The 13,622-nt window shown below is 38.0% G+C and carries 11 protein-coding genes; 9 read left to right on the top strand and 2 right to left on the bottom strand.

Translation table 11 applies throughout. The annotated features are described in order from the left end of the window. Positions 1 to 27: 27 nt before the first annotated feature. From E6H07_04660 to E6H07_04620, 9 genes are all read left to right on the top strand, one after another. Entirely contained in the window at positions 28 to 1,302 is a 1,275-nt protein-coding gene (locus tag E6H07_04660; protein ID TMI65220.1) for an insulinase family protein, read from the top strand. A gap of 85 nt (positions 1,303 to 1,387) precedes the next feature. Beyond that, on the top strand, positions 1,388 to 3,397 hold the full coding sequence (locus E6H07_04655) for a dehydrogenase (protein ID TMI65219.1): 2,010 nt from the start codon (positions 1,388 to 1,390) through the stop codon (positions 3,395 to 3,397). A 144-nt stretch (positions 3,398 to 3,541) separates the two neighbouring features. Beyond that, positions 3,542 to 4,084: a hypothetical protein gene (locus E6H07_04650; GenBank protein TMI65218.1), complete on the top strand. Its 543-nt coding sequence runs from the start codon at positions 3,542 to 3,544 to the stop codon at positions 4,082 to 4,084. Between the two features lie 4 nt (positions 4,085 to 4,088). Then, positions 4,089 to 5,678 carry a D-aminoacylase gene (locus E6H07_04645; GenBank protein ID TMI65217.1) on the top strand — a complete coding sequence of 530 codons (1,590 nt, stop codon included), beginning with the start codon at positions 4,089 to 4,091 and terminating at the stop codon, positions 5,676 to 5,678. A gap of 131 nt (positions 5,679 to 5,809) precedes the next feature. Beyond that, complete coding sequence (locus E6H07_04640; GenBank protein TMI65216.1) at positions 5,810 to 6,553, top strand: hypothetical protein; 744 nt, start codon at positions 5,810 to 5,812, stop codon at positions 6,551 to 6,553. A 9-nt stretch (positions 6,554 to 6,562) separates the two neighbouring features. After that, positions 6,563 to 7,312 carry a hypothetical protein gene (locus tag E6H07_04635; GenBank protein TMI65215.1) on the top strand — a complete coding sequence of 250 codons (750 nt, stop codon included), beginning with the start codon at positions 6,563 to 6,565 and terminating at the stop codon, positions 7,310 to 7,312. Positions 7,313 to 7,319: 7 nt separating this feature from the next. After that, complete coding sequence (locus tag E6H07_04630) at positions 7,320 to 8,069, top strand: hypothetical protein (protein TMI65214.1); 750 nt, start codon at positions 7,320 to 7,322, stop codon at positions 8,067 to 8,069. Positions 8,070 to 8,080: 11 nt separating this feature from the next. After that, positions 8,081 to 8,824 (top strand): hypothetical protein, encoded by a 744-nt coding sequence (locus E6H07_04625; protein ID TMI65213.1) that lies wholly within the window; start codon positions 8,081 to 8,083, stop codon positions 8,822 to 8,824. A gap of 83 nt (positions 8,825 to 8,907) precedes the next feature. After that, positions 8,908 to 9,795 (top strand): catechol 1,2-dioxygenase, encoded by an 888-nt coding sequence (locus tag E6H07_04620; GenBank protein ID TMI65212.1) that lies wholly within the window; start codon positions 8,908 to 8,910, stop codon positions 9,793 to 9,795. A 134-nt stretch (positions 9,796 to 9,929) separates the two neighbouring features. On the opposite strand, the gene E6H07_04615 is transcribed toward E6H07_04620, so the two are convergent. Both E6H07_04615 and E6H07_04610 read right to left on the bottom strand, forming a co-directional pair. Beyond that, positions 9,930 to 11,963: a hypothetical protein gene (locus tag E6H07_04615; protein ID TMI65211.1), complete on the bottom strand. Its 2,034-nt coding sequence runs from the start codon at positions 11,961 to 11,963 to the stop codon at positions 9,930 to 9,932. Positions 11,964 to 12,025: 62 nt separating this feature from the next. Beyond that, positions 12,026 to 13,606: a beta-lactamase family protein gene (locus tag E6H07_04610; GenBank protein TMI65210.1), complete on the bottom strand. Its 1,581-nt coding sequence runs from the start codon at positions 13,604 to 13,606 to the stop codon at positions 12,026 to 12,028. Between the last annotated feature and the right edge of the window lie 16 nt (positions 13,607 to 13,622).

Below are 13,622 nucleotides of genomic sequence, written 5' to 3'. Positions count from 1 at the left end.
TAATAAACAGGAAAACAGAAACAAGAGATGATCAACCGAACAATTGCTCCCCCGATAGTAGATGCTGTTGATTTCAAACTTTTATTAAAGCCCTGCGAGAAATTTATTCTAAAAAATGGCGTAGAAGTGTATGCCATCAATGCCGGTGCAGAAGAAGTGATGTCTTTGGAATGGATTTATTTTGCAGGCAATTGTTACGAAGACAAAAACCTTGTTGCTGCCTCTGCTAATTTTTTACTGCGCAATGGTACCTCAAAAAAAACAGCCTTTCAGCTAAACGAACACTTCGAATACTATGGTTCTTATATCAACAGGGCTTGTTATAATGAGACAGCAACTATTTCATTACACACACTTACAAAACATGTGCATGAGCTGTTGCCTGTGATCCGGGAAATGATCACAGACACGATCATGCCTGAAGAAGAACTCAGCACCTACAAGCAAAATCAAAAACAACGGCTCAAAGTAAGCCTGAAAAAATCAGAGTTTATAGCCGGACGTTTGATCGATACTTATTTATATGGCGAGAACCATCCTTATGGAAAATATTCAAGCGCTGAAGAATACGATGCATTGAACCGGGAGGAGTTGATGAGTTTTTATGACCGTTATTACCGAAATGGAAAATTTATAATGTTCGTTGCGGGTAAGTTGCCTGCTAATCTTGAACAATTATTAAATGAACAGTTTGGAGATTTGCCTGTCGGGACTATTTCAAAACCCAACGATATTCTATCACCCGTTTCGGAAAAAAAATACAGAATAACGAATGATGTAAATGGTGTGCAGGGGTCTATTCGTATTGCACGGCCTTTTCCTAACCGCCATCATCCTGATTTTTTAAAAGCACAGATCCTTAATAGTTTGTTCGGCGGCTTTTTTGGATCAAGACTAATGAGTAATATTCGTGAAGACAAAGGCTATACTTACGGAATTCATAGTTATTTACAAAACCATGTTCAACATTCGGCATGGATGATAAGTACCGAAGCTGGTAAAGATGTTTGCGATGCAACAATAGCCGAAGTATATAAAGAAATGGATTTACTGAAAAATGAATTAGTAGATGATGAGGAACTGAAACTGGTTCAGAATTATATGATGGGTTCTATTCTCGGCGATCTTGACGGCCCATTTCAAATCATTGCCCGCTGGAAAAACTATATCCTGAACGGGTTGGATGGAAATTATTTTTATAATGCAACCGATACAATAAAAAACATATCTCCAGAAGAATTGCAGCAGCTTGCACAAAAGTATTTCAACGCTGAAGATTTTTATGAATTAGTGGTTGTTTAAAGTTTAAGGTTTAATGTTGTTGAAGCTGGTTAACCCATAACTTTGACCCTGACCTGAAACGTTAAACATTAAACTTTAAACGTTCATGACCTTCGATCGCAAAGATTTATCCAACGAACAGCTTGTACAATTTTACCGTTCACTCCTTTGGCCGCGGATGATCGAAGAAAAGATGCTTGTCTTACTTCGCCAGGGAAAAATTTCAAAATGGTTTAGTGGTATCGGGCAGGAAGCAATTGCTGTTGGGGCCACACTTGCTTTGCAGGAAGATGAATGGATAATGCCTTTGCATCGCAACCTCGGCGTTTTCACTACACGCAATATGCCATTGAACAAATTATTCATGCAATGGCAAGGGGCACAAGAAGGTTACAGTAAAGGAAGAGAAAGAAGTTTTCATTTCGGAAACAAGGAACACCATATTTGCGGAATGATATCACACCTCGGCCCGCAATTAGCAATTGCAGATGGTGTGGCGTTGGCACACAAACTTCGTAAAGAGAATAAAATCTCATTAGCATTTACAGGCGATGGCGGTACAAGTGAAGGTGATTTTCATGAAGCCTTGAATGTTGCAGCTGTCTGGGACCTGCCGGTAATATTTATAATTGAAAACAATGGCTATGGATTAAGTACTCCTGTTAATGAACAATACCGCTGCATCAGTTTAGTGGATAAAGCGAAAGGCTATGGAATGGAAGGGGTATCGATCGATGGTAATAATATACTGGATGTTTACGATACAATAAAAGGAGTGAGGCAATATTGTATAAAAAATCAAAAACCCTATTTGATAGAATGCATGACTTTTCGCATGCGGGGGCATGAAGAAGCCAGTGGTACCAAATATGTTCCGCAGGATCTGTTTCGTTTGTGGGAACAAAAAGATCCGATAAAAAATTATGAACGATATCTTATTGAAGCCGGGGTGTTGAATGAAATGAAAGCGGCAGATATAAGAAATGAGTTTAAGGATAAGATCGAAGCTGAGTTGGCGACCGGATTTAATACAAAATCTGTTATTGCGGATACTGAAGAAGAAATGGAAGATGTGTACGCAGTGAAAAGAGAAACATCAAATGTGAAGATCATAGATAATTCCGAACCTTTTCACGTTTCATCTTTCACATCTCAGGAAAAAAGAATGATTGATGCTATCAATGAAGGATTGAAGCAATCTATGCAACAGCATCCTAATCTTATACTCATGGGACAGGATATTGCAGAATATGGTGGCGCATTTAAAATCACAGAAGGATTTGTCCAGGAATTTGGAAAAGAAAGAGTGAGAAATACCCCGCTTTGTGAAAGTGCAATTGTTGGCGCCGCATTGGGTTTATCATTGGAAGGATATAAGAGCATGATGGAAATGCAGTTTGCAGATTTTGTTACAGTTGGTTTTAACCAGATCGTAAATAATCTCGCAAAGATCCATTATCGATGGGGGCAAAATGCAGATGTTGTTATTCGCATGCCAACAGGCGGAGGTGTCGGCGCTGGTCCCTTCCATTCACAAAGCAATGAGGCCTGGTTTACAAAAGTACCTGGATTGAAAGTTGTTTATCCTTCCACACCAATAGATGCAAAAGGATTATTGATCGCTGCCATCAACGATCCAAACCCTGTAATGTATTTTGAACATAAAGCATTGTATCGTTCAGTAAGTGGACCAGTACCCGAGGATTATTATGAAATTGAGATCGGTAAAGCAAGGCATGTAAGAGAAGGAGAGGAGGTTTCAATTATTACTTATGGTGCCGGCGTACACTGGGCTGAAGATTATGCAGCCGAGCATCCTGAAATTTCCATAGATATTTTAGATTTAAGAACATTAGCTCCATTGGATTATTTTGCTATTCGTGAAGCAGTTCAAAGAACCGGAAGGGTTTTGATCTTGCATGAAGACACGTTAATTAGTGGAATCGGCGGCGAAATTGCAGCATGGATAGCAGAAAATTGTTTTGCTATGCTGGATGCACCTGTGCTACGTTGCGCATCACTTGATACCCCTATTCCATTTAATATTGAACTGGAGAAGAATTTTATGGCGAAGTCAAGACTGGGCGAATCTGTTCAGAAACTGATTAACTATTAACGCCCAGAAATAATGTTTCCATTTACTTCTTTCTGTGTGTACATGATGATAGACTTCTATTTCCTGAAAATATTATTTTTTTCAATGTAAAAGCGGAATAAACAAGAAAAACTGCTGCTATATTTGGTAAGAAAAATTTTAACCATGGAGCAAACTACACTTGGTATAGGCACAAGACTGCAACATACTCATTTCGGACCCGGTGTTATTGTGGGTATCCGGTATGCCAGTTATTTGATATCATTTATCAATCATGGTATTAAGGAAGTAGATAAAACAGATAATAAGCTGGAAGAGATCATTCCTGAAAATGTAACAGAAGAGATAGAAACGCATAGCGAAGTTGAAAAATCGTTGCTGAAAATTTTGCGCCTTTGGGGAGGACTAAGCGAAGTAGTTCCGTTGGGAGAAAAATGGATAAGAGGAACGATGCTGTTGCAGCCATTGGATAAATCGCTGAAGCCAAAAGAAATTCCCATGGAAGATTTTTTTCACAAGATCGTAATGCTGCGAGACAGACTTCGTGTGTTGGAACAAAATATCAACAGCAGCAAAACCCTCAATGATGAAGAGAAAGTAAATATTCAGCAATACATTACCCGCTGTTATGGTTCACTTACTACGTTCAATGTTTTATTTAAAAACAAGGAGCAATGGTTTATAGGTGATAAAGGAGCTAAAGATTAATAACATGAAATCAATTTTTACATTACTGCTGCTTTTCGCTTTTTTTAAAAGCTATTCACAAACGAACTATGATCTTCTTATCCGCAATGGAAAAATAATTGATGGCGCCGGTAATAGCTGGTATTATGCTGATATAGCTGTAAAAGATGGAAAGATCGCTGCTATTGGAAAATTACAAACTGCAACAGCCACAAAAACTATCGATGCAAAAGGATTGATAGTAGCACCAGGTTTTATTGATGTACATGGACATATTGAAGGTGGCATATTCGAAAATCCCGCAGCAGGTAATTATATATACGATGGAGTTACTACAGTTATTACCGGCAATTGTGGAGGTTCAGCAGATGATCTGAAAAAATTCTTTATGCGGATTGATAGCCTCAAACCTTCTATAAATGTAGCATCTCTTATAGGACATAATACGGTAAGAAGGCAGGCAATGGGACTTGATAACCGGCTTGCCACACCTGGGGAACAAAAGAAAATGGAAGAGTTGGTACAGCAGGCTATGAAAGATGGAGCAGTTGGTTTATCGACAGGCCTTATTTATTTACCCGGCATGTATAGTAATACTGAAGAAGTGATTGGTCTTGCAAAAGCAGCAGCTTTATATAATGGCGTTTATGCATCGCATATTCGCAATGAAGAAACAAAAGTGGTGGATGCCATTAACGAGGCGATCAATATTGGCAAGCAGGCAAATATTCCTGTACAGATATCGCATTTTAAAGTAAGTCATCGTGCCAACTGGGGAAGGAGTAAAGAAACATTGCCATTGATAGAAGCAGCAAGAAAAGAAGGATACGATGTTACCATCGATCAATATCCTTATACAGCAAGCAGTACAAATCTCGGCGTTCGATTACCCGATTGGGCAATGGCGGGAGGACAAGATTCGCTGAAAACAAGAATTGCAGATCCTGTTATGCATAAAAAAATTATTGATGATATGCTGGCGCAGCTAAAAGAATATAAATACAAGAATTACAGTTATGCTGTTGTAGCCAATCATGCTGCTGATACAACCCTGAACGGGAAAAATATTTCAGAAATAAATAAACTAAAAGGAAGAAAGTCAAAAGCCAGAGAAGAAGCAGAAACGATACTGGATATGATGAAAGCCGGTGGCGCACAAATGGTTTATCATGGCATGAATGAAGATGATGTTCGCTTCATTATGAAATATCCTTTTAATATGGTAGGCGCTGATGCTGGTGTACCAACGCCGGGAAAGAGTATGCCGCATCCAAGAGCATATGGAACAAATGCAAGGGTGCTGGGTAAATATGTAAGAGAAGAAAAAATTATAACACTGGAGGAAGCAATACGAAGAATGACATCATTGGCTGCACAAAAGTTTCAACTGAAAGATCGTGGATTACTGAAAGAAGGCTACGCGGCTGATATTGTTATTTTTAGTGAAGCAGAGGTAAGTGATAAAGCAACATTTGAAAACCCGCATCAATACTCTGCCGGATTTAAATATGTGTTGGTAAATGGAAAACTGGTTTTAGAAAACGGGGTACAAACAGGTACACGCAGCGGCCAATCATTAAAAGGTCCCGGAACAGCAGAGCTAAAAAGCTTTTGATTTATTATCTTTCATTATAAAATATTTTTTATGAATCCCCAAACCAAAGGAAGGATCATCCGGATGATCATTTATATCATTGTAGGATTTGCCGCCGCATTCCTGTACAGCTATTTTAAAAAAGATTAGCAATGGAAGTACATCACCATGCACATACTGCAAGAAAAAAATGGACACATTACTTCTGGGAATTCATCATGTTATTTCTTGCTGTGTTCTGCGGTTTTTTGGCAGAATACCAATTGGAGCATAAAATTGAAAAAAACAGAGAGAGGCAGTTTATCAATTCACTGGTGAATGATATAAAGTCAGACACTGCAAGATTGAATACTATTATATTCAATCGTACAGTAAGAGAAAGCCGGTTAGATTCCCTCGAACTTTTATTAAACAGCCCTTCACCGGGTAATTACGCAAAGGATATTTATCTTTTTGCGGTAACTGCGGCCCGAACTAATATCATTCGTTTTATACCAAACGATGGAACTATACAACAATTAAAATCCGGCGGTTTGCGACTGATACGCAAACATCATGTAGCGGACAGCATTGCAAAGTATGATGTAACGATACGATTTTTGTCCAGGCAAGGCGAATTAGAAGAAACGCTGATCAATGATTACCGTGAAACTGCTCCAAATATTTTTGATGCACGCATCTTTGATCAAATGCTTGATTCAAATAATAATGTATCAAGACTCCTTAACGGAGACCCTAAATTATTGGCCTTTACACAAAAGGAATTGCAACATTGGAATTACAGAATGTATTCAATGAAAGCACTCAATAAAGCAATAAGAAGAGATGCCCGTGTATTTTTGAGACAAGCAAATAATTTATTGGAAATACTAAAGGAGGAATATCATCTTGAATAAAATACTTTTATGGAAGTACACCACCACTCACACACCGAAAGAAAAAAATGGACACATTATTTTTGGGAGTTCTTTATGTTGTTTCTTGCTGTTAGTGCCGGGTTCCTGGTAGAAAATCAGCGGGAGCATTATGTAGAACATAAACGGGCAAAAGTATATGCCGCTAATTTATATAAAGAACTTAAAGAAGACACGGCTGAGTTAAGCCACCTGATGAGTTGGACATTGACTCTTTCAAAAAGGTATGACACACTCCGCAAGTTGTATACTGAAAACGAGGGAGGAACAACTAATGGTAAACTTTATTATTTCTCCAGTGTTCTTGGTATAACTGGTTACTTTTCATCAAGCAGCTCCACACTGGAGCAATTGAAAAGCTCGGGTAATATAAGGATATTGCCGACAGACATTGCATTAAAAATAAGTTATTATGACAAGAAATTGAGGATGCTGGAATCTGATTACACTTTTTTTAGAACTGAGTTTGAAACAATTATTGGTTTAAGTCTTAAGATCTTTGATGGAAATATTGCTGCCGATCTTTTTTCACGTCACAGAGACGAAAAATTCAGGGATTCAGTATTCCAGTTAGATCCACCACTGCTTAACGATGATCCGCGGCTTATGAAAGAACTCATGGGTTGGGTAAGAATGGAAGGTCAGTGGTGGCGAAACAGTATCAACGAACATCTAATGCCTTTAAATAAAATCGCCAGCCTATTGATAATCGCATTAAAAAAAGAATATCATCTGGAATAAAAAATTTATGGAAGTACACCACCATGCACATACCGAAAGAAAAAAATGGACACATTATTTCTGGGAATTCTTTATGTTGTTTCTTGCCGTCAGTGCTGGTTTTCTTGTGGAAAATCAGCGGGAGCATTTGGTAGAACATCAGCGGGCAAAAATATATGCAGCCAATCTTTATGATGAATTAAAAAAGGACACCATCCAGTTAAATGATTTGTCACGCAATCTTAAGTACGTATCCCATAAACTAGATACTTTTTGCCTGCTGGTTAAAGGAGAGTATAAGCCAGGTCTAACCAATGGGATGCTATATTATTATAGTTCATTTGTTACCAATGTTGAATATTTTTCTTCCAACAATACAACGATCGAACAACTCAGGAGTTCAGGGAATTTGCGGATAATGGGAAATAAGCTGGCTTACAAAATAAGTGAATATGATAGACAAAACCGTCAACTGGAAAAGGAGTACAGTTTATCGAAAGTTGAATTTTCAAAAATGGAAGACCTGCATTTTAAAGTTTTTGACATGTATATATCCGAAAAGATGCTTGGTGGACCAATTGTAAAACCAAGAGACTCTGTTTTACGCCTCACTAATATCCCTATCAATAATGAACCGGGATTAATGAATCAGTATACCGGCTGGTTGAAGTTTGAATCTGGTATATATAAATATCAGGCTGATCGTCATTTGGGACAATTAAAAAAGTTAGCAATCGAATTGCTTACAATTTTGAAAAAGGAATATCACATGGAGTAAAATAATTTTTTATGGAAGTACATGCCCACACTCACACCGAAAGAAAAAAATGGACCCATTATTTCTGGGAGTTTCTTATGTTGTTCCTTGCTGTGTTCTGCGGATTTCTTGCCGAAAATCAAAGAGAGCACATGATCGAACACCAACGGGAAAAACAATTTATTAAATCATTGATACGGGACATTGAAACGGACACCACACGGATCAATGAACTTATTGGAGGTAGAATTATCCGGCAAGAAAGACTTGATTCCTTACTATTTTTATTAAACAGCGATTCGGCTTCACACTTTACAAAAGAGATTTATTATTTGGCTGTTACTATTCCCAGGATCAACCTTTTTCAACTTACACCCAGTGATGGAACATTGCAGCAATTAAAAAATTCAGGAGGCCTTCGCCTGATAAGAAGCCGTCCCAGCATCGACAGTTTGCTTAAATATGATGCTGCTGTGCGTTCATTGGTGCGGTTAGATGAACAGGAGCAAAGTATAGTTAATATTGAAAGAGAAATGGCTCCCAAAATTTTAACTGGCATAGAGTTATTAAAATTTTCTGATGCCGAAAACATTGCTCTCCGCACCAATCTTAGCCCGCCATTAGAACCAGGTTATAAAAACTCTTTAAATGAGTTTAATTACAGGATCGTTTCAGTAATTAATATAAATAAAGGATATAGAAGAGAAGCTAAAAAAATATTTAAACAGGCTGTTAACCTCCTGCAGGTTTTGAAAAAAGAATATCACCTCGAATAAATTATTTGTACATTCAATAACCCTTTGACACCTTATTACTCAGGATCATTCTGAAACATTTCTTTACCAGCTAAAAGATTTTTATGCAACGTCGAACATTTATTAAAGACACCGCACTCACCGCAATGGCCGTAAGCGCAGCAGGGTTTATCCGCTTCAACGGAACAAACTATGAGGGAGATTGCGAAACCACAACTGATATACTCGGGCCCTACTACCGCCCCGATGCACCTGTTCGCAGTGATATGCGTATAAAAAAGGATAAAGGACAACTGGTAATATTAATGGGCCAGGTAAAACATAAGGATTGTAAAACTGCATTGAATGGCGCCTGTGTTGAACTCTGGCATTGTAGTGCCGATGGTGTATATGATAACGATTCGCCTGCATTTAAATACAGGGCAAAAACTTATTGTGATGAAAAAGGAAGTTACAGTTTCAAAACAATATTACCCGTGCCTTACGATGTAGGTAATGGTTCCATACGGCCTGCGCATTTTCATTTGCTTATTTCAGCAGCTGGTTATCAAACCCTGATCACACAGCTTTATTTCAATGGTGATAAACATATCGGGAAAGATCCATCTGCATCTTCACCTGCAGCTAAAAGAAGAGTGCTGGATATTAAAAATGATGATGATGGCGGCAAGCAGGTTTTATTCAATGTAACGATGATGGAAAAACTACCGGCTGATGCAACAGTGATTGACAGGCTCGCAGGAACTTACAAAAAAGCAGATGGTAAATCAGAAGAGCTATATAAAAAAGACGGCATGCTCTGGATCAAAGCTGAAAGCAGTATCAATGGTGGCTACCCGCTTGAATATTCAGGTAACAATACTTTTGAACATTATGGCCGGGAAACAAAATTCCTGTTTACAATACAAAAAGATGGTACAGTAAAACTTGTTTACACCGGGTTTACCTGGAGCAAAATAAAAGAAGGATGGGAAGCAGTGAAAGAAAAATAAAATGAAGAAATTTTTTTCAATAGTATTCTTTCTGCCAATCATTGTCCTTTCTCAAAACATTTCAAAATCGGTTGATAGTTTATTTGAATAGCGGCATTATAAAACAACTGGAAGAAATAATTAAGTAATCCTGGTTATTCTTTCACCCGCATCACCATATTAATTGGTGTTAGAGATCCATACATTGAAGTTACCTGCAGCAAATAATCGCCGGGCTCTTCGGGAGTAAACGCAAAATCAAGTGTCTGTCCTACAGAAACCGATTGCTTTGTTGCCGGTTTAATTATTTGCTGATAGATCGGCAGATCAGCTCCATCTTTTGCAAGTGGTTTCCATTTCACAGGCTTATCATTATACAGAATTGAAGTTTCGATATCAGCCCAGCCCGCAGTAATATTTATCATTCTTAAATGATAGTTTATCCTTTTTTTTATATAGAGAGTATCCGGTTGTTTTTTCCCATTAATAAATATGGCACCAAAATTATTTTCACCGAATATGATCACTTTATTTTTTTCACTTTCATAACTTATCTCCGGGTCTTTTACGATCAATGCGCCATACATACCGGCAAATAACTGCTGGTTGTGCATATGGGTATGATAAATAAAAGTACCTGAACGTGGCGGTCGCATATGCACAACAAATGAATCACCGGGTTGAATGATCGGGGCAAGCATTGTTTTATAATTACCCCAACCGGATACACCATCAAAATAACTATCAATTTCCAATCCATGCCAGTGAACAGTAGTTGCTTCTTTTAATTTATTGATCACTTTTATTGACACAGGTTCGTCACGGTTCAATACGATGTTCGGGCCCGGAATATTTACATTATCATCCGATATTTGATTTCCTTCTAATAAAATGAACCCATTACCAGTAGCAGAATCATACCAGTTAGGTTTTTCTTTTACTATCAGTGTGAGATTACGTTCTTTAACATTTTTAAATTTTATAAGCTTCCAGTTTTTTTCTGATGGTAAAATTTGCAATCCCATGATCAATCCACCCATTCCTTCCGTTACATGGGCATGCAGATCTTTTGGATCCATTTCTTCCATCTTAGGTTTTTTTCGAAGGAATGATTCGGGTAGTATATGAAATATGGTATGACAATGAAACAACCAGCCGCCTGGTTTTTCAGGCACCCAACTCAATGACATGGTTTCACCGGGGTTCAACAATTCGGTTACTGCTTTATGAATGGTTTCTTTATCGGAAGCGGAATCTTTATATATATTACCATGACTGGTTACTGTATAATAAAAACCATGCAGGTGCATCGGGTGTTGCTGGTTACTTGCATTGATGACTTTCCAATTTACTTCTTCTCCTTGTTTATAAGTAAGCCGTTCTGTAAATGGCCATGTACGACCATTAATAGCCGCTTGCTCATGCATGGTTGTATCGAATTTTATATTGTTATTCCATAAGCTGATCATCATGATCCTTTCTTTCGGATCTGATTTTTTACCGGCAGGGTCAATAATAAAAGCACCGAATAATTGGCTGTCGGTAAAATGAGGAAGCGGAAGTCCGAAAAAATTGATCTCACTACTGGCAGATGCACGGTAAAAATAAGTTCCAGGTTGTCCTGCTTTAAATGATGTTTCAAATGTTTCACCGGGCTTGATCAGGATACTATCACCAGCAACAGCAGGCCTTGAACAAAAGCCATGTAACGTCATTACAGTATCCAGTTTATTGTGAATGGTTGCTTTAATGATCGTTCCTTCAGGTACACGAATTTGTGGCCCCGGTAATTGTAAAGGCTTTCCTTTTTCTGCAAAGGCATAAACTTTTATTCCTTCTCCTTCATGTGTTTCTGGAAACCACATTCCTTCTCTTGCTTCAAGACTTATAGTAAGAATTCCATTTTGTAAAACACCTGCTGATTGCCGGTTATCATTTGTAAGAATTTCTTCTGTACCCGGTGGCGTAGGGAAGAATTGTTTCTTTTTATGCAGCATCTTTTCTGCATCATTCATTTTAGTTTTTCCGGGGGCACAACTGATTATTTTTTTGGAAGAAGGAGTGGATGTTACATTCTCAAAATCTGCCGAAGCATAGGTATAGTAAGATAGTTCATTGCTTGTTTTGCCAAAACTTAATAAGACAAATACAGCAAGCAGGATAAATATTATTCCCGGTAGCAGTTTCAACTAAGGTGGTGGTCTATCGGTAAAAGATACAGATTAGTTTTATATAAAAACTAAAAAAGGTTTTATTGCTTCGGAATCTCTTTTATATGATATTCCTGTATCAGTGGCGGATTTTCCGGTGAAAGGGTAAAATAAATTTCAATATTCGTCTTCTCTCCTTCAATGATAAATGAACCACGCAATTGATTTTCCGGTTTTACCTCTTTTACTGAGATTATTTTCCCCGCTTTAGCATAAAGATCTCTTGCATATTTTTTCAATGTGTCAATCGGGTAATCAGGGAAAAAGTTTTCAGCAAAGATTCCGCTCTGCTCTGCATTGTTCCATTCTGGTAATACTTTCATCAGATCATTTTTCCGTTGTTCCAAAATTTTTGATGCAGGCAATTGCATCGGCTGCAGCCCTGCAATTTTTATCAGCGTATCAAGTATTTGCAGGTTTACAAAACCCATTGGAGAATAAGTTCTATTGGCAAATGAGACAATACCGATACCATAATCCGGCATGATGCGCCATTGACTACCGAAACCGGGTAAGCCGCCACTATGAGCAATATAAGTTCTGCCTTCACAGTCTTTCAGCCAACCTAAGCCATAACAGTAAGCCGAAGTAACGGCACAGGTTCTTCCGCTTGGATATTTATAGTTTGGATTAAATCCATTCCATCTCCATGGATGATGCATTTCCCTTACAGAACTTCTTTTTATCGGACCATCATCTTTTGCATTATTTGGGGGCCATGCAGAAAGATGAAAAGCCATATAGTTTCCGAACTCATCGATGGAAGAGATCATAGCACCCATTGCACCCCAGCTTCCGTCTTTTGTATCATGCAATAATGTTTCTTCATTCCATTTTTCATTTAACCAGCGATAGCCATGTGCCAGTTTATCAGGAGCAACATCACCATATTCATAGGTGGTGGTTTTCATTCCCAGTGGTTCCAAAATATTTTTTTTGATATAATCCTGGTAACGCATTCCTGAAACAGTAGTGATAATTTTTCCCAGCAATGCAAAACCAAGATTACTGTATTCATAAGCAATGCCAGGAGGATTTGAAAATGAAAGTTGTTTGCCGATCAGTTCAATTAAGTCTTTATCGGTATCTGCAAGCTGACGATCACCCCAGGGATTGTCTTCAGGAAAACCAGCACCATGTGTCATCAAATGCCGAATAGTAATATGCGGCGCATCGGCAGTTGGATATTTTAAATTTTTTAATTCAGGGATATATAAATAAGCCGGATCATCAAGATTCAGTTTTCCTTCATCACGTAGTTTCAGTATTGCCATCGTTGCAAAACTTTTACTCATGCTTGCAATGCGGAATAATGATGATGAGGTAACAGGGATTTTTTTATCAATATCTGTATAGCCGATATTGCCTTTGTAAACCAGTTTGCCATCTACCACTAAACCATATGCAACACCAGGCAAATGATTGCTGTCAGCATAATCTTTAAATATTTTATCAATGATGGGAAATGTCTGCATGATTTTTTCCATTCTTCCCTGTTCTGGAAAAGATGCAGATTTATAGGAGCTGTCATACAAGGTTGCAGATTGTTTAACACCCTGCTTGTTCTCATTGCAAGAAATAAGAATGACAGCAAAAACAATAGAAGAAAGAGTGATTTTCATAAAAATCATTTAATGA

It is taken from the genome of Bacteroidota bacterium (assembly GCA_005882315.1).
Lineage (GTDB): Bacteria > Bacteroidota > Bacteroidia > Chitinophagales > Chitinophagaceae > VBAR01.
This window is presented reverse-complemented; position numbering and strand designations above follow the sequence as displayed.

Coding starts and splice junctions, on each gene's coding strand:
- E6H07_04625 (TMI65213.1), top strand. CDS start 8,081: ATGGAAGTACATGCCCACACTCACACCGAAAGAAAAAAATGGACCCAT.
- E6H07_04635 (TMI65215.1), top strand. CDS start 6,563: ATGGAAGTACACCACCACTCACACACCGAAAGAAAAAAATGGACACAT.
- E6H07_04630 (TMI65214.1), top strand. CDS start 7,320: ATGGAAGTACACCACCATGCACATACCGAAAGAAAAAAATGGACACAT.
- E6H07_04655 (TMI65219.1), top strand. CDS start 1,388: ATGACCTTCGATCGCAAAGATTTATCCAACGAACAGCTTGTACAATTT.
- E6H07_04640 (TMI65216.1), top strand. CDS start 5,810: ATGGAAGTACATCACCATGCACATACTGCAAGAAAAAAATGGACACAT.
- E6H07_04610 (TMI65210.1), bottom strand. CDS start 13,606: ATGAAAATCACTCTTTCTTCTATTGTTTTTGCTGTCATTCTTATTTCT.
- E6H07_04620 (TMI65212.1), top strand. CDS start 8,908: ATGCAACGTCGAACATTTATTAAAGACACCGCACTCACCGCAATGGCC.
- E6H07_04645 (TMI65217.1), top strand. CDS start 4,089: ATGAAATCAATTTTTACATTACTGCTGCTTTTCGCTTTTTTTAAAAGC.
- E6H07_04660 (TMI65220.1), top strand. CDS start 28: ATGATCAACCGAACAATTGCTCCCCCGATAGTAGATGCTGTTGATTTC.
- E6H07_04650 (TMI65218.1), top strand. CDS start 3,542: ATGGAGCAAACTACACTTGGTATAGGCACAAGACTGCAACATACTCAT.